This is a genomic window from Pseudomonas sp. NBRC 111127, assembly GCF_001320345.1.
GTDB lineage: Bacteria > Pseudomonadota > Gammaproteobacteria > Pseudomonadales > Pseudomonadaceae > Aquipseudomonas > Aquipseudomonas juntendi.
In genome coordinates this window covers 1-22141 of the sequence record NZ_BCBD01000039.1, presented here as the reverse complement: position 1 = coordinate 22141, position 22141 = coordinate 1, and the positions used below count along the sequence as shown (strand labels likewise).

Annotated in this window: 23 protein-coding genes; 9 read left to right on the top strand and 14 right to left on the bottom strand. The window is 63.1% G+C overall.

Annotation, left to right across the window (positions count from 1 at the left end; genetic code table 11):
* Window positions 1-96 precede the first annotated feature (96 nt).
* The 3 genes from phoU to APH30_RS09960 all read left to right on the top strand — a co-directional run bounded on the left by phoU (window position 97) and on the right by APH30_RS09960 (window position 2903).
* Window positions 97-867, top strand: coding sequence for a phosphate signaling complex protein PhoU (gene phoU / locus APH30_RS09970; protein WP_029886885.1), 771 nt, complete (start codon window positions 97-99; stop codon window positions 865-867).
* 162 nt (window positions 868-1029) lie between these two features.
* The gene (locus APH30_RS09965; protein ID WP_054912424.1) at window positions 1030-1926 is read left to right on the top strand and encodes a response regulator; all 897 of its coding nucleotides are present in this window, start codon (window positions 1030-1032) and stop codon (window positions 1924-1926) included.
* A gap of 80 nt (window positions 1927-2006) precedes the next feature.
* Window positions 2007-2903 (top strand): peptidoglycan DD-metalloendopeptidase family protein, encoded by an 897-nt coding sequence (locus APH30_RS09960; protein ID WP_009684512.1) that lies wholly within the window; start codon window positions 2007-2009, stop codon window positions 2901-2903.
* A 94-nt stretch (window positions 2904-2997) separates the two neighbouring features.
* On the opposite strand, the gene APH30_RS09955 is transcribed toward APH30_RS09960, so the two are convergent.
* The 3 genes from APH30_RS09955 to phoB all read right to left on the bottom strand — a co-directional run bounded on the left by APH30_RS09955 (window position 2998) and on the right by phoB (window position 6595).
* Window positions 2998-4338: a hemolysin family protein gene (locus tag APH30_RS09955; RefSeq protein WP_054912423.1), complete on the bottom strand. Its 1341-nt coding sequence runs from the start codon at window positions 4336-4338 to the stop codon at window positions 2998-3000.
* A 117-nt stretch (window positions 4339-4455) separates the two neighbouring features.
* Window positions 4456-5763, bottom strand: a complete 1308-nt coding sequence (gene phoR, locus APH30_RS09950) for a phosphate regulon sensor histidine kinase PhoR (protein WP_054912422.1) — start codon at window positions 5761-5763, stop codon at window positions 4456-4458.
* A gap of 142 nt (window positions 5764-5905) precedes the next feature.
* Window positions 5906-6595, bottom strand: a complete 690-nt coding sequence (gene phoB, locus APH30_RS09945) for a phosphate regulon transcriptional regulator PhoB (RefSeq protein WP_003253341.1) — start codon at window positions 6593-6595, stop codon at window positions 5906-5908.
* A gap of 173 nt (window positions 6596-6768) precedes the next feature.
* On the opposite strand from phoB, the gene APH30_RS09940 reads away from it, so the two are divergent.
* The gene (locus APH30_RS09940) at window positions 6769-7137 is read left to right on the top strand and encodes a hypothetical protein (RefSeq protein ID WP_033690727.1); all 369 of its coding nucleotides are present in this window, start codon (window positions 6769-6771) and stop codon (window positions 7135-7137) included.
* Window positions 7138-7201: 64 nt separating this feature from the next.
* On the opposite strand, the gene ubiA is transcribed toward APH30_RS09940, so the two are convergent.
* Window positions 7202-8092 carry a 4-hydroxybenzoate octaprenyltransferase gene (gene ubiA, locus APH30_RS09935; protein WP_054912421.1) on the bottom strand — a complete coding sequence of 297 codons (891 nt, stop codon included), beginning with the start codon at window positions 8090-8092 and terminating at the stop codon, window positions 7202-7204.
* A complete protein-coding gene (locus APH30_RS09930) occupies window positions 8092-8649 on the bottom strand; it encodes a chorismate lyase (RefSeq protein WP_054912420.1) in 558 nt (185 codons plus the stop codon). Before APH30_RS09930 ends, ubiA begins: the two co-directional genes overlap by 1 nt.
* A gap of 190 nt (window positions 8650-8839) precedes the next feature.
* On the opposite strand from APH30_RS09930, the gene APH30_RS09925 reads away from it, so the two are divergent.
* From APH30_RS09925 to APH30_RS09910, 4 genes are all read left to right on the top strand, one after another.
* Complete coding sequence (locus tag APH30_RS09925; protein ID WP_003253349.1) at window positions 8840-9007, top strand: rubredoxin; 168 nt, start codon at window positions 8840-8842, stop codon at window positions 9005-9007.
* Window positions 9008-9023: 16 nt separating this feature from the next.
* A complete protein-coding gene (locus APH30_RS09920; RefSeq protein WP_054912419.1) occupies window positions 9024-10172 on the top strand; it encodes an NAD(P)/FAD-dependent oxidoreductase in 1149 nt (382 codons plus the stop codon).
* Window positions 10173-10359: 187 nt separating this feature from the next.
* Complete coding sequence (locus APH30_RS09915) at window positions 10360-10665, top strand: HU family DNA-binding protein (protein WP_009684519.1); 306 nt, start codon at window positions 10360-10362, stop codon at window positions 10663-10665.
* Window positions 10666-10811: 146 nt separating this feature from the next.
* On the top strand, window positions 10812-11189 hold the full coding sequence (locus APH30_RS09910; protein ID WP_009684520.1) for an SCP2 sterol-binding domain-containing protein: 378 nt from the start codon (window positions 10812-10814) through the stop codon (window positions 11187-11189).
* 31 nt (window positions 11190-11220) lie between these two features.
* Here the strand turns inward: APH30_RS09910 and APH30_RS09905 are convergent, their stop codons facing one another.
* The 6 genes from APH30_RS09905 to exbB all read right to left on the bottom strand — a co-directional run bounded on the left by APH30_RS09905 (window position 11221) and on the right by exbB (window position 17931).
* Window positions 11221-12624: an aminoacyl-tRNA deacylase and HDOD domain-containing protein gene (locus APH30_RS09905; protein ID WP_054912418.1), complete on the bottom strand. Its 1404-nt coding sequence runs from the start codon at window positions 12622-12624 to the stop codon at window positions 11221-11223.
* Between the two features lie 78 nt (window positions 12625-12702).
* On the bottom strand, window positions 12703-14781 hold the full coding sequence (recG, locus tag APH30_RS09900) for an ATP-dependent DNA helicase RecG (protein WP_009684522.1): 2079 nt from the start codon (window positions 14779-14781) through the stop codon (window positions 12703-12705).
* Between the two features lie 3 nt (window positions 14782-14784).
* Window positions 14785-15711: a hydrogen peroxide-inducible genes activator gene (locus APH30_RS09895; RefSeq protein WP_009684523.1), complete on the bottom strand. Its 927-nt coding sequence runs from the start codon at window positions 15709-15711 to the stop codon at window positions 14785-14787.
* Between the two features lie 94 nt (window positions 15712-15805).
* A complete protein-coding gene (locus APH30_RS09890) occupies window positions 15806-16537 on the bottom strand; it encodes an energy transducer TonB (protein ID WP_054912417.1) in 732 nt (243 codons plus the stop codon).
* Window positions 16534-16962: a TonB system transport protein ExbD gene (gene exbD / locus APH30_RS09885; RefSeq protein ID WP_009684525.1), complete on the bottom strand. Its 429-nt coding sequence runs from the start codon at window positions 16960-16962 to the stop codon at window positions 16534-16536. Before exbD ends, APH30_RS09890 begins: the two co-directional genes overlap by 4 nt.
* A 3-nt stretch (window positions 16963-16965) precedes the next feature.
* Window positions 16966-17931, bottom strand: a complete 966-nt coding sequence (gene exbB, locus APH30_RS09880) for a tonB-system energizer ExbB (protein WP_009684526.1) — start codon at window positions 17929-17931, stop codon at window positions 16966-16968.
* A gap of 191 nt (window positions 17932-18122) precedes the next feature.
* Between exbB and APH30_RS09875 the strand changes: the two genes are divergently transcribed.
* Entirely contained in the window at window positions 18123-18980 is an 858-nt protein-coding gene (locus APH30_RS09875) for an SDR family oxidoreductase (RefSeq protein ID WP_054881210.1), read from the top strand.
* A gap of 142 nt (window positions 18981-19122) precedes the next feature.
* On the opposite strand, the gene APH30_RS09870 is transcribed toward APH30_RS09875, so the two are convergent.
* The 3 genes from APH30_RS09870 to APH30_RS09860 form a co-directional block, all read right to left on the bottom strand.
* Window positions 19123-19854, bottom strand: a complete 732-nt coding sequence (locus tag APH30_RS09870) for a hypothetical protein (RefSeq protein WP_054912416.1) — start codon at window positions 19852-19854, stop codon at window positions 19123-19125.
* A 58-nt stretch (window positions 19855-19912) separates the two neighbouring features.
* Window positions 19913-20293 carry a RidA family protein gene (locus APH30_RS09865; RefSeq protein WP_009684531.1) on the bottom strand — a complete coding sequence of 127 codons (381 nt, stop codon included), beginning with the start codon at window positions 20291-20293 and terminating at the stop codon, window positions 19913-19915.
* Between the two features lie 23 nt (window positions 20294-20316).
* On the bottom strand, window positions 20317-22141 hold a 1825-nt coding region (locus APH30_RS09860), incomplete at its 5' end, for a bifunctional (p)ppGpp synthetase/guanosine-3',5'-bis(diphosphate) 3'-pyrophosphohydrolase (protein ID WP_054912415.1).

Genomic DNA, 22141 nt, shown 5'->3' with positions numbered 1-22141 from the left:
CAAGCTGCAAGATGAAGCGGTTAGCGCGGAGCCAGGGAACGACACGAACCACTTGAAGCTTGCAGCTAGCGGCTAGCAACTTCGCGGAGCGACAGCATGATCAACAAAGAAAGCCTTACCCACCACATTTCCCAGCAGTTCAACGCCGAGCTGGAAGAGGTGCGCAGCCACCTGCTGGCCATGGGCGGGCTGGTTGAAAAACAGGTCAACGACGCGGTCACCGCGCTGATCGAAGCCGATTCGGGCCTGGCCCAGCAAGTGCGCGAGGTTGACGAGCAGATCAACCAGATGGAGCGCAATATCGACGAGGAATGCCTGCGTATCCTCGCCCGTCGGCAGCCGGCGGCCTCCGACTTGCGCCTGATCATCAGTATCTCCAAGTCGGTGATCGACCTGGAGCGCATTGGTGACGAATCGACCAAGATCGCCCGCCGGGCCATCCAGCTGTGTGAAGAAGGCGAGTCGCCACGGGGCTACGTGGAAGTGCGCCACATCGGTGACCAGGTGCGCAACATGGTCCGCGATGCGCTGGACGCCTTTGCCCGCTTCGACGCCGACCTGGCACTGTCCGTGGCTCAGTACGACAAGACCATCGACCGGGAGTACAAGACCGCCCTGCGTGAACTGGTGACCTACATGATGGAAGACCCGCGCTCGATTTCGCGGGTACTGAGCGTGATCTGGGTGCTGCGCTCACTGGAACGTATCGGCGACCATGCACGCAATATCTCCGAGTTGGTGATCTACCTGGTCCGCGGTACCGATGTGCGTCACATGGGCCTCAAGCGAATGACTGCAGAAGTGCAGGGCACCGCGCCCACCGATGGGGAAAAGGCTAATGTTCCTGGTGAATCTGACGATAAGTAAGGTTGCCCCCGAGCAGCGACGCCCGGCCTTGGCCGGGCGTTTTCGTTTACGGCCGAGAGCCGGCAGGCACCCGCGAACGATCGGATGAACGCCCGGCGTTACCAGGTGGTAGCAAGTAGCCAGTATTTGGCAGTAGGCTAGTCGGGTTCAGAAGGAGTTTCGATGAGTAAAGTGAATGTGCTGGTCGTGGATGACGCCCCGTTTATCCGCGACCTGGTCCGCAAGTGCCTGCGCAGTGCCTTCCCGGGCATGACGATCGACGATGCCGTCAATGGTCGCAAGGCCATGGCCATGCTGGGCAAGGAGGCGTTCGACCTGGTGCTGTGCGACTGGGAAATGCCCGAGATGTCGGGCCTGGAATTGCTCACCTGGTGCCGCCAGCAGCCTGCGTTGAAGCAGCTGCAGTTCATCATGGTGACCAGCCGTGGCGACAAGGAAAACGTCATCCAGGCGATCCAGGCCGGTGTTTCCGATTTTGTCGGCAAGCCATTCACCAACGAGCAGTTGCTGACCAAGGTGAAAAAGGCCCTGACCAAGATCGGCAAGCTCGACAGCCTGATGGCCATCACCCCGGCGCGCGCCAACCCGGCGTTCGCCAACGATTCCTTGAGTGCGCTGACCGCTGGCAAGCCGGAGGCGGTAAAGGTTGCAGCGCCGGCACTGGCACCGGCTGCTGCCAGGCCAGCAGCCAAGGCGCCCACGCCGGCCGCGGCCACCCCGACCGGTCGGGGCCAAGGGCAACTGCGCCTGGCCGGTGGCATGCAGCCGTGCGTGATCAAGGCGTTGAGCCTGAAAGAGGCCCTGCTGGTGGTACGCCGCGGCGATGTGCTGCCACAAGTGCTGGAAGGTGCAGTGTTGGACCTGGAGCAAGGCGAAAGTGCCGAAGTCGCCCGCCTGAACGGCTATCTGCACGCCGTCGCGGCGCTGGAGCCCAAGCCGGACAGCGACTGGCTGCAACTGACCTTCAAGTTCGTCGACCAGGATGCGCAGAAGCTCGATTACCTGTCGCGGCTGATTGCCCGTGGCACCGCGCAGAAGCATTTCACCCCAGGGGCCTGAGCCATCCGACCAACTGCAACACTTGCCGTTAAACCTGCTGCTAGGCTTCGACAGACCTCAACTGTCAAAAAGCCACTATCATGCCCGGGCGCCTGCTGCTGTTCTGTGCACTGTTCATGGCCTCGGCGTCGAGCCTGGGTGTGACCCTTTACAAGAGCACCGACGAGTCCGGTGTCATTTCCTATTCCGACCGCCCCGGCCCTGGCGCCAGGCCGTTGAATTTGCTTGAGCCCATGGTCGAAACGCTCGAAGGCCAAGTGTTTCTGAACGCGAAAGTGTTCAACGGTGGTGTGAGCTTTTCGGCACGCAACCAACTGCATGTTCCGGTCGAGGTCGAGCTGCGCCTGGACAACCTGGTGAACGCCCAGGGCGGTGACGCCCCGCGTATCGTGCGCCGGCTGCTGCCACCGGGCACCACCCAAATGCTCAGCGTGCTGAGGGGACGGCCCGGTTTGTTACTGAATTACCGCTCGACCCTGCTGCAGGCCATGGGTGACCCGGGCAAGCGGCCGCAGGGCTTCCGCTACGGGTTCGCGTGGCTTGGCGGGCCATTCCGCGTGACCCAGGGCCCCAATGGCCGTGTCAGCCATTTCGGGCCGAAGGGGCGCTATGCCATGGATATCGCCATGCCCGAAGGCACCACCATTATCGCGGCGCGCGAAGGGGTGGTGGTGAAAACGCAGAATGGCCAGAGCGGGCGCGAGCCCAACCCGTCGGGCAACTTTGTCAGGGTGCTGCACTCGGACGGCACCATGGGCGTGTACCTGCACCTGATGCGCGACTCGGTGGTGGTGAAGGAGGGGCAGCGGGTGCGCCAGGGGCAGATGCTGGCCAAGTCGGGCAATACCGGCAACAGCACCGGGCCACACCTGCATTTCGTGGTGCAGCGCAACGTAGGCTTGGCGCTGGAGTCGATCCCTTACCGGTTCGACAGGCCGCTCAGCGGCTTGCCGGATTTTACTGCGGGTAACCCTTGAGAGCGTCGGGCCTGCTTGGCAGGCCGTCGCTACACAAGGCCGCGCCTACAGGTATACGCAAATCCAGAGGGGCTGCGCGGCAGCCCCATGGCCATCAATCCAGCTTGAGCACTTTGGCCAGCACGATCTTCGGCCCTTTCATCTTCTTGATGATGATCCGCAGCCCTTCGACTTCCAGCACCTCTTCTTCTTCAGGCACGCGCTTTAGCGTCTCGTAGACCAGGCCAGCCAGGGTTTCCGCCTCGATATGGTCAAGGTCGACCCCAAGCAGGCGCTCCACCTTGAACAGCGGCGTGTCGCCACGGACCAGCAGCTTGCCCGGCTGGTAGGCGAGGATGCCGCGTTCGGTCTTGCGGTGCTCGTCCTGGATATCGCCGACCAGCACTTCCAGCACGTCTTCCATGGTGAGGTAGCCGATCAACTTGCCATCGGCTTCTTCGACCAGCACAAAGTGCGCACCACCCTTGCGGAACTGCTCCAGCAACTGGGCCAGTGGCATGTGGCGCGATACGCGCTCAAGCGGCCGGGCGAGGTCGTCCAGGTCGATGGCTTCGGGCAAGTGCTCCAGCTCCGCCAGCTCCAGCAGCAGGTCCTTGATGTGCAGCAGGCCGGTGAATTCCTCGCGCTCGGCGTCGTACACCGGGTAGCGGCTGAACTTGTGGCGGCGCACAAGGGCCAGGATCTGCTTCAGCGGCGCATGGGCGTCGATGGTGACCATGTCTTCGCGCGAGTTGGCCCAGTCGACCACTTCCAGCTCGCCCATTTCCACGGCCGAAGCCAGCACGCGCATGCCCTGGTCGCTTGGGTCCTGGCCACGGCTGGAGTGCAGGATCAGCTTCAGTTCTTCACGGCTGTAATGGTGCTCGTGGTGCGGCCCCGGCTCGCCCTGGCCGGCGATGCGCAGGATGGTGTTGGCGCTGGCGTTGAGCAGGTAGATGGCCGGGTACATGGCCCAGTAGAACAGGTACAGCGGTACGGCAGTCCACAGCGACAGTAGCTCCGGTTTGCGGATGGCCCAGGATTTGGGGGCCAGCTCACCGACAACGATGTGCAGGTACGAAATGACGAAGAAGGCGACGAAGAACGACACGCCTTTGATCAGTTCCGGTGAATCGACGCCGAAATACGCCAGCAGTGGTTCCAGCAGGTGGGCAAACGCCGGCTCACCGACCCAGCCCAGGCCCAGCGAGGCCAGGGTGATACCCAGTTGGCAGGCTGACAGGTAAGCGTCCAGCTGGTTGTGCACTTTACGCAGAATGTTGCCGCGCCAGCCATGCTCTTCGGCAATGGCCTCCACGCGGGTGGCGCGCAGCTTGACCATGGCGAACTCTGCAGCCACGAAGAAGCCGTTGAGCAGCACCAGCAGGAAGGCAAAGATGATCATGCCGAAATCGGCGAATAACGAACTGAGGCTGATACCAGAGGAAGGGTCCATGATGGAGTTTTTACGGGGTCCGTCTTAGAAATGGAGAGAAAAAAAGTGCCAGCTCTTGCTGGCACAGGGGATCCAATGTAGCGGCTGGGGCTGCAAAAGCAAAGGGCCCTGAGTTGCTCAGACCTTGCTGTTGACCAATTGTGCCGGGGCAAAATGACAGGTGAAGGTACTGCCATGCCCCGGGACGCTGCTGATTTCCAGCTTGCCGCGGTGGCGCATCAGCACATGCTTGACGATGGCCAGCCCCAGCCCGGTGCCGCCTGTATTCGAGGCCCGGCTGGAATCCACCCGGTAGAAGCGCTCGGTGAGGCGTGGCAGGTGTTTGGCATCGATGCCCACGCCAGAGTCCTGCACCGACAAATGCGCGCCCTGGGCATCGGCCCACCAGCGGATGCGGATATCGCCTTCATCCTGGGTGTATTTGACGGCGTTGAACACCAGGTTGGAAAAGGCGCTGCGCAGCTCCGACTCGCTGCCCTTGAGCTGCACGCCGGGGGTTGCTTCCAGCGTGATGCGCTGGTTGCGCGGCCCAGACAACGCCTGGGCGTCGTTCTTGATGGCGGCCAGCAGGGCATCGACCGGCACTGGCTGGTTGTCCGACGGATAATCGGTGGCCTCCAGCTTGGCCAGCAGCAACAGGTCGTTGAGCAGCGTCTGCATGCGCGAGCCTTGCTGGCTCATCTGCTGCAAGGCCCGGCGCCAGCGCGGGTTCACGTCCTCGACGTTGTCCAGCAGGGTTTCCAGGTAGCCGGTGATGACGGTCAGCGGTGTGCGCAATTCGTGCGACACGTTGGCGACGAAGTCTTTGCGCATCTGTTCCAGCTGGTGAATGCGGGTGACGTCGCGCACCAGCATCAAGTGCTCGTTGTTGCCGTAGCGGGTGATGTGCAACTGCAGCCGCATGCGGTCGTTGATCGGTGAGGGGATTTCCAGCGGTTCGAGGTAGTTTTCTGCCTCGAAGTACTCCTTGAAGCGCGGGTGGCGAACCAGGTTGGTGACTTGCTGGCCGCCGTCCTGTGGAGTTTTGAAGCCCAGCAGGGTCTCGGCGGCGCGGTTCCACCACTCCAGGTTGCCGTCGCTGTCGAGCATGATCACCGCATCCCGCAGCGCAGCGGTGGACTCCTGCACGCGGTCGATCACCGCTTGCAGGCGGCCCCGCACACGCTGGTCCCGGCGCTGCAGGTGGTAGATGCTGTCGAACACCTCGCCCCACAGGCCATAGCCGTCGGGCGGCGCCTCGTCGGGCTGGTGGTTGCGGAGCCAGTCATGCAGGCGCAGCAGTTGCTTGAGGGTCCAAGCCAGGTACAGTGCCAGGCCAATGGCCAGGCTCCAGCCATAGTAGCCGCTGATCAGCCCGCCGATCAGGCAGATGCTGATCAGCAACAGCAGGTGGCGAATCAGTGTCGCGTGCCAGTTCTGGTTCAATTGATGGGTCCTTCGGATCCGGCTGCAAGCTGCAAGTTGCAAGTTGCAAGCTTCAAGATGAAGCGGATCAGTGGTGCTGATAGTCCTTTTCGAGCCTGATGCTACATGCTCTTTCTTGCAGCTTGCAGCTTGCAGCTTGCAGCTAGCTCTTGGTCGAGAAGCGGTAGCCGGTGCCGCGCACGGTTTGTACCAGATTCTCGTAGGCCTCACCCAGCGCTTTGCGCAGGCGGCGGATGTGCACGTCGACCGTGCGTTCTTCGACATAGACGTTGCCGCCCCACACCTGGTCCAGCAGTTGGCCACGGGTGTAGGCGCGTTCCTGGTGGGTCATGAAGAACTGCAGCAGGCGGTATTCGGTGGGGCCCATTTCAGCCGGCTTGCCGTCGATGGTCACGCGGTGGCTGATCGGATCGAGCAGCAGGCCGCCGACTTCGATCGGTGCCTCACTGTCGCTTGGGCCGGTGCGGCGCAGCACGGCTTTGAGCCGCGCAACCAGCTCGCGCGGTGAGAACGGTTTGGTGATGTAGTCGTCGGCACCCACTTCCAGGCCCTGGATCTTGTTGTCCTCTTCACCTTTGGCAGTGAGCATGATGATCGGAATGTCGCCGGTCAGTTCATCGCGCTTCAGGCGGCGGGCCAACTCGATGCCGGAGGTACCCGGCAGCATCCAGTCGAGCAGGATCAGGTCCGGCTTGCGGTCGACGATGATCGCGTGGGCCTGTTGGGAGTTTTCCGCTTCCAGGCAGTCATAGCCGGCCATTTCCAGGGCAACGGCGATCATCTCGCGAATCGGTGCTTCGTCGTCGACGATCAGAATGTTCCTGCCTACCATGCTCAAAACCTCTCCTGGATTCAGTGTCTTGGCCCGCATTAGATAACGGAATTATTGCAGCTGTGTGACAGGGCGTTGGCCGTTCTGGCGACATTGCGTGACTGAACTAGGCTACAGAGGGCCGCGGTTCTGGCAACCCGAACCCATTACCCCCCGAAACGATGGTGAATCCAATGACACGACATACGCTGAGCTGGATGGCCCTTTTCACTGCGCTGGCACTTCCGGGGGTGGCCTCGGCACAACCTGCAATGGAAAAGGATGGCATGTGGGTCGATCATGCCGGCATGACCCTGTACACCTTTGACAAAGATACCGGCGGCAAGTCGATGTGCAATGGCGAATGCGCCAAGAACTGGCCGCCCTTGATGACCAGTGGCGGCGAAAAAGCTGAAGGCAAGTGGACGCAGATCAAGCGGGACGACGGCAAGATGCAGTGGGCCTACGACGGCAAGCCGCTGTATACCTTCGTCAAGGACAAGAAGGCTGGCGACATGACCGGTGACGGCATGAAAGACGTTTGGCACGTCGCCAAGCCGTAAGGGCTTTCAATCGGCCTGTGGGGGCGGGGTAAGCCCGTTCCCACAAGGTGGGGTGCTAACGCTGTCAGCGCAGCGCGTAGTCCAGAACCACCCCCACGAACACCAGCAACCCCGCCCAGTGATTGTGCAGGAACGCCTTGAAGCACGACTCGCGGTCCAGCTTGCGTGTCGACCAGTACTCCCAGGCAAAGCACGCCAGCGCCCCCAGCAGCCCCAGGTGGAACCAGCCGCCGAGGTCAAAGCGGCTACCGGCCAGCAACAGGCAGCCCAGCGACAACAACTGCAAGGTCAGGATGATGCTACGGTCGGCCTCACCGAACAGGATGGCGGTGGATTTCACGCCGATCTTCAGGTCGTCGTCCCGGTCGACCATGGCGTAATAGGTGTCGTAGCCCACCGTCCACAGCAGGTTGGCGATGTACAGCAGCCAGGCACTGGCCGGCAGTTCGCCGCCAGCGGCCGTGAACGCCATCGGAATGCCCCACGAGTACGCTGCCCCCAGCACCACTTGCGGGTAGTAGGTGTAGCGCTTCATGAACGGGTAGCAGAACGCCAACGCCACCGCGCCGAACGACAGCCACACGGTGCGGCTATTGGTGCACAGCACCAGCAGGAAACTGACCCCGACAAGCATGGCGAACAGGGCCAGCGCCTCGCGCGGGCGCACGCGGCCACTGGCCAGGGGCCGGTCGGCGGTACGCTTGACGTGGCCATCCACCTTGCGGTCGGCAAAGTCGTTGATGCAGCAGCCGGCGGCGCGCATCAGTACCACGCCAAGGCCGAAGATCAGCACGTTGGCCAGGGTCGGCGAGCCGTTGCCGGCAATCCATACCGCCGACAGCGTGGGCCACAGTAGCAAGTAGATACCGATCGGGCGGTCCATGCGGCTGAGCTGGACAAAGTCCCAGGCACGCGGGTGCAGGCGGTTCAGCGACTTGAGCAGTTGCAGGTACATCAGCTATTTTCCTCCTTGGCCGCTTGCCACAGCGCCGGCAGGAACACCTCGGCTACCAGCAGGTCCAGCCCGTCACGTTCAAAACGCGAGCGGCGAGCCCATAGCGCTGGCCGGGCGGCGTCTGCCGGCAACCACGCCTGTGGGTAACTGCACACTTCGAGTGGGTGGCGGATGAACGCCTGGTCGCAGAACAGCAACTCGCCCAACGAACGGCTGCCGAGGCGTTCCAGGTCCAACCCGCCGCGCGCCAGGGCACTGCGGCTGGCCACGCTGCGGGCGAACACCCACGGCTGGCCATGGCCGCGCAGGTACACCTCGCGCACCCAGCCTTCAGCGCCAACAGCGATGCCCAGTGCCTGGCATTCGTCGGCGCGCAGTGGCTGCCAGCCCTCGAACAAAGGGGTGACGGAAAAGTCATCGTGGGCCAGGCGCGTCAGGCGGCGGGTCAGTGAGCCTTCGTCGAACAGCCAGTCAAGGGTGGGCTGGTCGATGTCGGTCGCCAGCCGTGAATACGGCAGCCACGCGACAGCGGCTGCTTGCGGGGATTCGTACGACACGTCGGTCTGCTTGTTACAACCTGAGAGGCGGCGAGCTTAGCATGATTGCCCCGACTGCTTGCATACTGCGGGCAGGGCCGCTACAAAGCCCCCAAGCATTGCGCGTTGGTCCCTGTTGCAGCGGGTTCACCCGCCATAGGGCCGTCAGCAGCAACACAAAGCCCCAGCCTGACCCGAGGAAAACAACCTGATGAAAAAGTGGCAATGTATCGTCTGTGGCCTGATCTACGACGAAGCCGAAGGCTGGCCCGACGACGGCATCGCCCCTGGCACCCGTTGGGAGGACGTGCCGGAAGACTGGCTATGCCCTGACTGCGGTGTTGGCAAAAGCGACTTTGAAATGATCTCCATCGGCTAAGCGAGGCAAGCACGACATGACGTCCCCTGTGGTAATCATCGGCACCGGCCTGGCGGGCTACAACCTGGCCCGCGAATTTCGCAAGCTCGATGCGCATACGCCGCTGCTGCTGATCACCGCCGATGACGGTCGTTCCTACTCCAAGCCCATGCTTTCCATGGGCTATGCCAAGCACAAGGACGCCGCTGACCTGTGCATGGCCGAAGCCGGTGCCATGGCCGAGCAGCTGAACGCCGAAATCCGCACCCATACCCGCATCAGCGGCATCGACCCTGGGCACAAACGCCTGTGGATCGGCGAAGAGGCCGTGGCATACCGCGACCTGGTGCTGGCGTGGGGTGCGCAGACCGTGCAGGTGCCGGTTGAAGGCGATGCCAGTCACCTGGTGTTCCCCATCAACGACCTGGAGGACTACGCACGCTTTCGTGCTGCCGCCGCCGGCAAGCAACGCGTGCTGATTCTCGGCGCTGGCCTGATCGGCTGCGAGTTTGCCAACGACATGAGCCTGGGGGGCTTTCAGGTAGACGTGGTAGCGCCATGCGAGCAGGTCATGCCGACCCTGTTGCATCCGGCCGCTGCCGGCGCGGTACAACGTGGGTTGCAAGACCTGGGCGTACGCTTTCACCTTGGGCCTGTTCTGACCCGCTTGCAGCAGGCGCCCCACGGCCTGGAGGCGCACCTGTCGGATGGCAGCGTGGTTGGCTGTGACTTGGTCGTTTCGGCCATTGGCCTGCGCCCGCGTACCGACCTGGCTGCCGCGGCCGGGCTGCAGGTCAACCGTGGCGTCAGCGTGGACCGTGAGCTGCGAACCTCCCACGCCAATATCTTCGCCCTCGGGGATTGTGCCGAGGTAGACGGCATCAACCTGTTGTACGTGATGCCACTGATGAGTTGTGCACGGGCACTGGCCCAAACCCTGGCCGGCAAGCCCGCGGCAGTTGCCTACGGGCCAATGCCGATCACCGTGAAAACCCCGGCCTGCCCGCTGGTGGTGTCGCCACCGCCACAGGGCCGCGAAGGCACTTGGCAGGTGGAAGGGCAAGGCAATGACCTGAAGGTGCTGTGCATCGATGCGGGTGGCGGGCTGCTGGGTTATGCCCTGACCGGGGCTGCGGTCATGGAAAAGCTGGCGCTGAACCGCCAGCTACCTGCAGTTATGGCGTAATTGCCCGGCGTTCTGTCTGGTTTGTCCTGTTGTTGCCTGCACAATGGCCGCTCAGATACTGGCGCGGCCCCGAACCACGTGCCATTCTCACTCCCGTCTGCCGCAGGTTAGAGCCTGCGGTGCCTTGAGCGCTGCTCCTGAAGGCAGCACGGCATAACAACAAGAATTCCGTCAAAGAGGCTTTACTATGCGCAAACCAGAACTCGCCGCCGTCATCGCTGAAAAAGCTGACCTGACCAAAGAAAAAGCTAATCAAGTGCTGAACGCGATTCTCGACAGCATCACGGGCGCCCTGGACAAGGACACCGTGACCTTGGTTGGTTTCGGCACTTTCGAAAAGCGTCACCGCGGCGCGCGTACCGGCAAAAACCCGCAAACCGGCCAGCCGGTCAAGATCAAAGCCAGCAATACCGTGGCTTTCAAGCCCGGCAAGAACCTCAGGGACAGCGTCAATACGCCGGCCGCGCCGAGCAAGGCCAGCAAGAAAAAGTAACTGTGCACTGAGGATGCGTTGATCCCGAACGGGCGCCAGATGGCGCCCGTTGTGCTTTACACCCGGTAATTGCTGCGAACTTGCATAAAAAGGTCATTAGGAGGATAAACTGCGCAACTTAGTCACTTTTCCATCGAGGCGTGTCGATGAAGTTCCGCTTTCTTCTCTGGGCCATGGGGCTGCTGATGGCCCGGGCCAGCCGCAATAACCCGGCATTCCAGCAGCAGCTCAAAGGCAAGGACCTGGTGTTCCAGATGCAGACCCTGGACGGCAAGGTCGCCCGGCACTTTATCGTCAGCAACGAGCGGGTCAGCAGCAAAAGCGGGTCGTACTCACAGCCAGCCTTTGCCATTGCCTTCAAGGATGCCGCCTATGGCTTTGCCACCTTGCAGGCAAGCAACAAGCAGTTGGCGTTCATGCAGGGCATTCAGGACAAGAACATCCAGATCAAGGGCAATCCGGCGTTGGTGATGTGGTTTCAGGGGTTGATGAAGTACCTGAAGCCGAAGAAGAAGCAGGGCTGAAATGTTTGGGGCCGCCAAGCGGCCCCGGGCTTCAATGCGGTGCGTTGAACTGCGAAGCCAGCTCCCGCAGCAAGCTCTCGGCCTCCAGCACTTTGTTCACCACATCCTCGGCCTTTTCCCGGGCAATGCCCAAACGCTCCAGCAGTTCGTCAGGAATCTCCTCCAGCGGCCCCGAGCCAATCCCGCGCGAGCGCAGCAGGCGTGTGGCCAGGCATACCAGGTTGGGGAATGCCGAAAACTCGCCATCGTAGGCCGGGTCGTGCTGGAAACGCAGCGCGGCCGAGAGCTCTACCGGCATGTCCCACAGTTTCATCAACCAGGCACCAATCTGCTCGCGGCTGATGCCCAGCAGGTGTTGTTCCACATAGGTGTGGTTCAGGTGAGGGTTGACCTCCAGGTGGCGACAAATCAGCGAGAAGTGCGGCGGGAAAACGTGTGCCAGCAGCAGGTAACCGAAGTTGTGCAACAGCCCGGCCAGGTAGGTCAGGCCTGCTTCAGGGCGCTCTGCCCGCGGCATGGCTCGGGTAAGGCCCTCGATGATGGCGGCGGTGTAGATCGACTGCTGCCAGTACGGGGTGGCCTGCTGAGGGTTGTCCTTGGGCAGGCTCAGGGTCTTGCCCAGGGCCAGGCCAAGGGCGAGGTTGATCACCAGGTCGAAGCCCAGCACACGCACGATGGCGTCTTCCACCGAGCGGATCTTGCCTGGCGAGGCGTAGTAGGGTGATGCCGCCCAGCTGACTACCTGGGCGGCCAGGGCCGGGTCGGTTTCGACCACCCCAGTGATATCGTCGATGCTGGCGTTGGGGTCTACCCGCAGTTTGATGATTTTCTGCGCAGTATCGGCCAGCGGCGGGATTTCGATGGTTTCTTCCAGGCGCTTCTGGATGCGCCGGGCAGTGAAAGCTTGCACGGCATTGGTGATTTCGCGGGTATCGTCGTTGGGGCGGTCGAGGTTGGGGCTGATCGCCCCGACTTCCTGGCCAAAGCTGCTGGCGCTGGCCTTGAGCAACATGCGCTTGAAGTGCGCGCGCTCTATTTCCAGCAACAGGCCGGCTTCACCCGAATTGATGTACACCAGGTCGACGTCCAGCAGGCTTTTTTCGTACTGGCACGGTGAGCTGGTGAGCGCCGGGATGCCCGGCAGCGCCTTGAGCTGGTGTTTGTCGAGCATTTGCTTGAGGCGTGGCACCGACACGGCGGTGAGCTTGCGCCCGGTCAGTTCGGCCAGGCGGTTCAGGTCCAGCAGTTGGCTCTGCGGGAACAGCACCATCATGGCGCCCACCTCGTCGTCCAGCAGCACGGCCTGTACCCGCGAGGCTGCGGGCAGGTGCGGATGTTCGACCACCTCGCGGTAGGCTACGCCGAGTTTCTCGAGCAGCAGCCTGATGACGGAAGGCGTGTGTGGGGTTGCGGTGTCCAGGGCAACTTCAGTCATGGTCCGTATCCACTGATTCTTTTAAACGCGAAGTATAACCACCCTGGGCGCAAATCTGGATCCATTATGGGACAGGCGTCACACCTGACCATATTGCTGGCCATGACGCAGCCAGCGGTCCAGCAGCGGGCTGACGTGCTCCGGCCAGCGTGCAATCAGGGCCTGGGCGGCATCGCGTACTGCTGGCAACAGGTCGGCGTCGCGCATCAGGTCGGCGACCTTGAATTGCAGCAGGCCGGTCTGGCGGGTGCCCAGCATTTCGCCCGGGCCGCGTAACGCAAGGTCTTTTTCGGCGATGATGAAGCCGTCGTTGGTTTCGCGCATGATGCCCAGGCGCTCGCGGCCGATCTGCGACAGCGGCGGGTGGTACAGCAGCACGCAATGGCTGACGGCGCTGCCGCGGCCCACCCGGCCACGCAACTGGTGCAGCTGGGCCAGGCCGAGGCGCTCGGGGTTTTCGATGATCATCAGGCTGGCATTGGGCACGTCCACGCCCACCTCGATGACGGTGGTGGCGACCAGCAACTGCAGGTTGCCGGCCTTGAACTCGGCCATGATCTCGGCCTTTTCCGCCGGCTTCATGCGGCCGTGGATCAGCCCGACCCGCAGTTCACCCAAGGCGCTGCCCAGCTCCTCGTAAGTGCTTTCGGCTGCTTGGCAGGTCAGTTCCTCGGACTCTTCGATCAGCGTGCACACCCAGTACGCCTGGCGCCCTTCAGCGCAGGCGGCGCGTACCCGTTCGACCACTTCGAAACGCCGGCTGTCGGCCACCAGCACGGTGTTCACCGGCGTGCGCCCAGGTGGCAGCTCGTCGAGCACCGAGGTGTCCAGGTCGGCGTAGGCACTCATGGCCAAGGTGCGCGGAATGGGGGTCGCGGTCATGATCAGCTGGTGTGGGCACAGCTCGCCGGCCACGCCTTTCTTGCGCAGCGCCAGGCGTTGCTGCACGCCGAAACGGTGCTGTTCGTCGATGATGGCCAAGGCCAGGTGCTTGAACTTCACCTCGTCCTGGAACAGGGCGTGGGTGCCGACCACCATCGGGGCGCCATTGGCGATCTGCTCGAGCGACGCCGCCCGCGCCTTGCCCTTGAGTTTGCCGGCCAGCCAGGCCACCTCCAAACCCAAAGGCTCCAGCCAGCGCTTGAAGGTGATGTAGTGCTGTTCGGCAAGGATCTCGGTGGGGGCCATCAATGCCACCTGATAACCAGCCTCCAGGGCCTGCAACGCGGCCAGCGCGGCGACCACGGTCTTGCCGGCACCCACGTCGCCTTGCACCAGGCGCATCATCGGCTCGTGCTGGCTGAGGTCGTAGGCAATTTCGTTGGCGACGCGCTGCTGCGCGCCGGTCGGCTGGAAGCCCAGATTGGCCAGGTATTGCGCCGGCAGCCGGGTGGCCTTGGGCAGCACTGGCGCACGCAGGCTGCGCAGGCTCTCGCGCAGGCGCTGTTGCGACAGCTGGTGGGTGAGCAGCTCTTCGAATGCCAGGCGGTGCTGAGCCCAGTGGTGGCCCAGGGCCAACTCCTCGACGTCGGCGTCGGCGGGCGGGTTGTGCAGGTAGCGGATGGCGTCATCCAGCGGCGCCAGCTGGTAGTCGCGGGCCAGTTCGTCGGGCAGCCAGTCGGGCAGGCTGCGCGGGCCGAGCAGGCTCAGGCTCTGTTGGCACAGTTGGCGCAGGCGTTGCTGGGTGAGGCCCTCGGTAGACGGGTAGATCGGGGTGAGGGTTTGGTCGACCGGCGGTGGCGGTTCGTCACCGTTCAGTGCGCGGTACTCCGGGTGGTAGATCTCCAGCCCGGAAGCACCCGGGCGAGCTTCGCCGTAGCAGCGCAGGTGGGTGCCGCGCTTGAGCCCTTCCTTTTGCGCGTTGCTGAAATGGTAGAAGCGCAAGCTCAACACGCCACTGCCGTCACCCAGGCGTACCACCAGGCTGCGACGCTTGCCCATGGTCACGTCGGCACCGCTGACCACCCCCTCGATCACCGCGTCCTGGCCTGGGCGCAGCTGGCCGATCGGAACCACGCGGGTGCGGTCCTGATAGCGCAGGGGCAGGTGGAACAGCACGTCCTGCAAGTTTTCCAGGCCGACCTTGGCGAGCTTTTCGGCCATGGCCTCGCCAACACCCTTGAGCACGGTGACCGGGACGTTCGACAGCTCCGTCATGACTCAGGCCGTTTGTTCTGCAGGGGCCTTGGCTACCGAGCACAGGCGGATCGAGTCGGCGAGGATCTCGATGGCCTTCGGCCGTGGGAAGCTGGCGCGCCAGGCGATGGCCACGGTGCGGAACGGTGCCGGGGCGGTCAGCGGGCGGACTTCGATGACCCCAGGCGCGTAGTGGTGGCTGTGCACCGCCGACAGCGGCAGGATGGACACGCCAAGGCCGGACGCCACCATGTGGCGGATGGTTTCCAGCGAGCTGGATTCGACCGTGGTGTGCCGCGACCCTTCACCCCCCTTGTTCAGGGTAGGGCAGGCTTCCAGCACCTGGTCACGGAAGCAGTGACCTTCACCCAGCAGCAACAGGCTCTTGTCGTTGAGCATGGCGGTGTCGATGGTCTTTTTGGCCGTCCATGGGTGGTCGGCAGGCATCAGCGCGCAGAACGGTTCGTCGTAGAGGGGCAGGGTGAGCACATCGGCTTCATTGAACGGCAGGGCGATGATCACCGCGTCCAGCTCGCCATTGCGCAGCTTCTCGCGCAGCACATGGGTGAAGTTTTCTTCGATGTACAGCGGCATCTGCGGTGCCACGCGGTGCAGTTGCGGGATCAGGTGCGGGAACAGGTAGGGGCCCACGGTGTAGATGGCACCGACCTTGAGCGGCGCAGTCAGCTGGTTCTTGCCAGCCTGGGCCAGTTCGCGAATGCCCTGGGCCTGCTCCAGTACCTTTTGTGCCTGGGCAACGATGCTCTCGCCGACGGGGGTCAGGCGGACCGCGCTTTTGCTGCGTTCGAAGATCAGAACGCCAAGCTCATCCTCAAGCTTCTTCACACCGACCGACAGGGTCGGCTGGCTCACGTGGCAGCGCTCGGCGGCATGGCCGAAGTGCTGTTCCTGGGCGAGTGTGACGATGTAGCGTAGTTCTGTGAGGGTCATAACGTGCGTCCATGAAGTTGCGGCCCCAGCATAGCGGCTGCAATCGATAGACGCACGTTATCAGACTTGCCGATTTGTGACAGAAACAAAAGTCTTAGCGGCGGTCCAGCGAGTAGACGAAGGGCGCCACGACTTCGATGGTGCCATTGTTCAACAACTCGGGTGGCGGCTTCGGCACTTTGCCGGCGCGGCGGATCATTTCCATGGTCGCGCGGTCCAGCGCGGCACTGCCCGACCCACCGGCCATCGAGTACGACACCACCTTGCCCTCGGCGTCGACCACGAAGCGCAGGCGGTTGATGCCTTGCAGGCCACGGCGGCGCGCGTCTTCCGGGTACCGTTTGTACTTGGCCAGGTGGCGCAGCAGGTCACTCTGCCAGGTCGGCAGGGCGTTGCTGTTGGACGCGATGCTCGGGGCCGGTGCCGCGGACTTCTGCGGTGGCGTATTGCTCGGCGGCGCGTCGACGGTCTGCCCGGTCGGCGGTGCTTCCTTCGGCGGCTCAGGCTTCTTCTCAGGCTTGGGCGGCTGGGGCTTGGCCTTCGGCTTGGGCGGCTTGGGGATGGCGATCTTCGGCTTGGGTGCCTCCACCAGCTTCGGCAAAGGTGGTTCCTCTACCGGTGCAGGTGGCTGCGGCGCCGCTTTCGGGGGCGGCGGTGGCGCGGGTTCCGGCAGCGGTGCCAGTTCGACCATCATGGCTGCTGGCGGCAACTCGATGGCCTGGGGCACAGACCAGTTGAGCGTCAGCAGCACGGCGACCACGTGCACGCCCAGCACGATCGCCAGGCTGCCAGCGTAGCGCGCCATGTTTGAGCGCGGTTTTGTCATTTCTTGGCTGCCGTCTCGAGACCTACCAGGCCGACTTTCAGGTAGCCGGCCGAGCGCATGTTGTTCATCACTTCCATCAGGTCACCGTAATCCACGCCTTTGTCGGCCTGGAAGAAGATGGTGGTTTCCTTGTCACCCTTGGTCTTGGCGTCGAGCATCGGGCCAAGCTGGTCGGGTGCCGGGACCTGATCGTCGCCGACGTACAGCTTCTGGTCTGCCTTCACGCTGACGAACACCGGCTTCTCGGGCCTCGGCGCCGGTTTGGCGGTCGAGGCCGGCAGGTCGACCTTGATATCGACTGTGGCCAGGGGGGCGGCAACCATGAAGATGATCAGCAGTACCAGCATTACGTCGATGAACGGCGTAACGTTGATTTCGTGGTTTTCGGCGAGGTCGTCGCCACCTTCGTTGAGATGCAGGCCCATGGCTTACCCCACTTTCACCATGTGCGGGGCGGCGCGCTCGCTGCCTTGGTGGTCCAGATCGCGGCTGACCAGCAGCAGTACCTGGGCGGAAGCATCGGACACCTGAGCCTTGTAGCCGGCAATGGAACGGGCGAAGACGTTGTAGATGACCACGGCCGGGATTGCCGCGACCAGGCCCAGGGCGGTGGCCAGCAGGGCTTCGGCGATACCCGGGGCGACCACGGCCAGGTTGGTGGTCTGGGTCTTGGCGATACCGATGAAGCTGTTCATGATGCCCCAGACGGTGCCGAACAGGCCGACGAACGGGGCGGTGGAACCGATGGTGGCGAGTACCCCGGTGCCGCTGCTCATGTTACGGCCGCTGGCATGCACCAGGCGCTCCAGGCGGAAGCTGACGCGTTCCTTGATACCCTCTTTCTCGCGGGCATTGGCCGACAGGCGCATCTCTTCAAGGGCGTCGTGCACCAGGGTATGGGCCAGCGTGCCTTCCTTGCTGGAGACTTCACTGGCATCTTTCAGCGTGGTGGCCTTCTTCAGCTGGGCGATTTCGCCACGCAGGCGGCGTTTGGCACCCATCAGCTCGAAGCCTTTGGCGATCCAGATGGTCCAAGTGATGATGGAGGCGATAGCCAGGCCGATCATGACGATCTTCACCACGATGTCGGCGTTCTTGTACATGCCCCATGGGGACAGGTCGTGGGCCATGCCCAGCGAGGTATCTTCAACCAGGGCTTCGACGCTTGGGTCTGCTGCAGCTGGTGCACCGGCAGTGGCGCTGGTGGCGGGTGCTTCGCCAGCCGGGGCGGTGCTCGGGGCAGCAGCGGCAGTGGCGGCGGCCGGCGTGGTGGTATTGGCGGTTGGCTCATCGGCCATGGCTGCCGGGGCCAGCACCAGGCTGAGCGTCAGCGCGGCGATGGCGCGCCAGGCGCGCGACTGGGTTGGCGAAGCGGAGGGTTTAGTACGTGTCATGCTGGCCGGACCTGATGAAGAGAAAAGACGAACGTTCTCCAAGGCCTCGAGGCGGGCCGAGAACAACTTGGTCGCCATTATTGCAAGTAATTCTTGTTAACAAAAGTAATATTGTAGCTTTTTTCGCCTATGGTCTAGCCATCCATCGTGTAGCGTGGTTGGGCTGATCAGTTGGTCCAGGGAGTTTTGTGATGTCAGACCTTTCCGTGATGGTGGTGGGTTGTGGTGATGTAGGCGGGCGCTTGGCCCGGCAGATGCTGGCACGTGGCTGGCAGGTCAGTGGTCTGCGCCGTTCGGTGGGGCAATTGCCTGCGGGGGTTCACCCGGTGGCTGCGGACTTGGCCGAGCCCTCGCTGCCAGCCGCATGGCCACGGGGTACGCTGGACTACCTGGTGTACTGCGTGGCGGCCAGCCAGCATGACGAGGCGGGTTACCGGGCGGCCTATGTCGACGGTTTACGCCATGTGCTGGCCTGGCTGGCCGAGCGTGGCCAACGGCCGCGCCGTCTGCTGTTCGTGTCAAGCAGTAGCGTGTATGCGCAGAAGGACGGCGAGTGGGTTGAGGAAGGGTCGGCGACCGAGCCCGAGGGGTATTCGGGGCGGGTGATGCTGGAAGCGGAGCGGTTGGCCCTTGGCAGCGGCATACCGGCGAGTGTGGTGCGCCTCACTGGCATCTACGGCCCCGGCCGCGAATGGCTGCTGAGCCAGGTCCGCCAGGGCTATCGGGTGGCTGAGCAGCCGCCGCTGTACGGCAACCGTATTCATGCCGAAGATGCTGCCAGCTTGCTGGCGTTTCTGCTGCAGGAAGATGCTGATGGCAAGGCGTTGGACGACTGTTACATCGGGGTTGACGATGATCCGGCACCGCTGGCCGATGTGGTGGCCTGGTTGCGGGCCTACCTGGGGGTTACCGAGTGGTCAGATGAACAGCGCGTGCGGCGTACCGGTAGCAAGCGCTGCAGCAACGCACGGGTGAAGGCGTTGGGCTGGGCGCCGGTGTATCCGAGTTACAAGGAAGGCTACGCAGCCATCCTGGCGGCGAAAGCCTGACCACACCCTTGACGCGACTTCTGTAGGCGCGGCCTGGCGTTGCGATTGGGCTGCAAAGCAGCCCTGGCAATCCACGCGGCAACGCTGATGCCCTGGTGCCGTGCTGCGGCCCTGTCGCGAAACAAGGCCGCTGCTGCAGGCTTCAGTTTTTTTCCAGCAACCACTGGCGCTTGCCCGCTGCCAGTTGGGGCATGTCATCAGCCTGGGCACGGTTCACCGCCTGGAAGATCTCCAGCTTGTCGCCGTCACGCTTGATGATGAAAGGCGCACCCCGTTGGTTGCGCTCCAGCCACAGGCTGTCGTTGCTGCCGCCCATGGTGGCGCAGTCGCCGGCCAGGCACAGGGCGAAACGGTCTGGCCCAGGCAAGCCAGTGACGTTGCCGGTATCGCTGAAGCGCACTTTTCCGCCTTGGCCCTGGCCTTCGAGAATGGTCCATTCACCGCCCAGATACGCTTGGTACAGGGCTTTTTCGAAGCTGCTGCCCAGCGGGGCGCTGGCGGTGGCAGAGGGTTGTACGCGGACAAAAGCCTGCTTTGCGCCGCTCTGGTCTGTGGTCAGCAGCTCGTCACCGTCCAGCGCAAGCTGCTCGGTCTGGCCACCGTCAAAGCTGGCCTGCAATTGCTTGTCGAGCGTGACCAGCTGGCCGTCCGCCGCTTCGAAGCCATTGCTGTAGCTGGCCTGCTGGTTGGCGACGTCGAGCTTCCACTCGAATACCGGACCATTTTCATTGAGGGCCTGACGCAGGCTGTCGCCTTTGACCGCGGCCTTGATCGCAGCCTGGTTGATCCAGGTGCCGTTGAAATCTTCGGGTTTGTGGCTGGCGCAGCCGCTCAGGAGCAGGGCTGCCAGCGCGAGGGGCAGTGCGTGACGCATGTCGGGAAACCTTGCGCAGGAGAGGGGGCGACGGGCAGGGTGCCCGTCGCCCAAGGCATCATTCGATGACCAGGATGGCGTCCATTTCGACCTGGGCGCCTTTTGGCAGCGCAGCAACGCCAATCGCGGCGCGGGCTGGGTAAGGCTGTTCGAAGTAGCGGCCCATCACCTCGTTGACCTTGGCGAAGTGGCTCAGGTCAGTCAGGAAGATGTTCAGCTTGACGATGTCCTTGAACGAACCGCCGGCAGCCTCAGCCACGGCCTTGAGGTTCTCGAATACCTGCACGGTCTGGGCTTCGAAGCCTTCGACCAGCTCCATGGTCTTCGGGTCCAGCGGGATCTGGCCGGACATGTACACGGTATTGCCGGCCTTGATCGCCTGCGAGTAGGTACCGATAGCGGCGGGGGCCTTGTCGCTGTTGATGACGGTCTTGCTCATGATGACTCCTTGCGGTTGGCGGACTACGTACGCATGCGGGTGATGCGGACCACACCGGTCAAGGTACGCAGCTTCTTGATCACACGGGCCAGGTGCACGCGATCGTGTACGCTGACCACCAGTTGGACCACGCTGATACGGCCGTCGCGCTCGTCCATGCTGATTTTCTCAATATTGCCGTCGGCCGCGTTGACGCTGCTGGCAAGCAGGGCAATCAGGCCGCGCTGGTGCTCCAGTTCGACCCGCAGTTCGACATTGAACTCGCCGGTGATGTCCTTGGCCCAGGAAAGCTGCACGCATTTTTCCGGGTTGTGGCGGATTTCACTGATGTTGCGGCAGTTCTCCAGGTGCACGACCATGCCCTTGCCTGCCGACAGGTGGCCGACGATCGGGTCGCCCGGGATGGGTGTACAGCACTTGGCATAACTCAGTACCAGCCCCTCGGTACCGCGGATCGCCAGCGGCCCTTCCGGTGCTGGCAACTGTTCGCCTTCGGCTGACAGCAGGCGGCGCGCAACCACATACGCCATGCGGTTGCCCAGGCCGATATCTTCGAGCAGGTCTTCGATCAGTTCCAGGCGGTACTCCGCCAGGATCGCCTGGATACGTTCCTGAGGGATCTTCTCCAGGCTGCTGTCGAAGCCGGTGAGCACCTTGTTCAGCAGGCGTTCGCCCAGGCTGATGGATTCGGACCGGCGCTGCTGCTTGAGCGCGTGGCGGATGTGCGTGCGCGCCTTGCCGGTAACCACGAAGTTGAGCCAGGCCGGGTTTGGCCGGGCGCCCGGGGCGCTGACGATTTCCACCGTGGACCCGCTCTGCAGCGGTTCGGACAACGGCGCCAGGCGGCGATTGATACGGCAGGCGATGCAACTGTTGCCGACGTCGGTGTGTACCGCGTAAGCGAAGTCGACGGCCGTCGAGCCTTTGGGCAGCTCCATGATGCGGCCCTTGGGCGTGAACACGTAGACCTCGTCCGGGAACAGGTCGATCTTCACGCTTTCGATGAACTCCAGCGAGTTGCCAGCACGCTGCTGCAGCTCGAGGATGCCTTTGACCCACTGGCGGGCACGGGCGTGGCTGCCCTTGGGTTGCTCGTCGTCGTTGGACTTGTACAGCCAATGCGCCGCGATGCCGTTGTTGGCCATCTCTTCCATCTCGCGGGTGCGGATCTGGATTTCGATGGGCACGCCATGCATACCGAACAGCGTGGTGTGCAACGACTGGTAACCGTTGGCCTTGGGGATCGCGATGTAGTCCTTGAAGCGGCCGGGCAGCGGCTTGTACAGGTTATGCACGGCGCCGAGCACACGGTAGCAGGTATCGACTTTGTCAACGATGACGCGGAAGGCGTACACGTCCATGATCTCGTTGAAAGCGCGGCGCTTGCCGCGCATCTTCTTGTAGATGCCATAGAGGTGCTTCTGCCGGCCGCTGATTTCGCCTTCGATGCCATCGGCAGCCAGGCAGTTGGCCAGCGAGTGCTCGATCTTGGCGACGATTTCCTTGCGGTTGCCACGAGCGCTTTTCACCGCACGGTGAATCAGCGACGAGCGCATGGGGTGCATGGCCTTGAAGCCGAGGTCTTCGAACTCCACGCGCACCGTATGCATGCCCAGGCGATTGGCGATGGGGGCGTAGATTTCGAGGGTTTCCTTGGCGATGCGCCGGCGCTTTTCACCGGACAGCACTTCAAGGGTGCGCATGTTGTGCAGGCGGTCAGCCAGCTTGACCAGGATCACGCGGATATCGCGCGCCATGGCCATGGCCATTTTCTGAAAGTTTTCAGCCTGCGCCTCGGCCTTGGTTTCGAAGTTCATCTGGGTCAGCTTGCTGACCCCGTCAACCAGC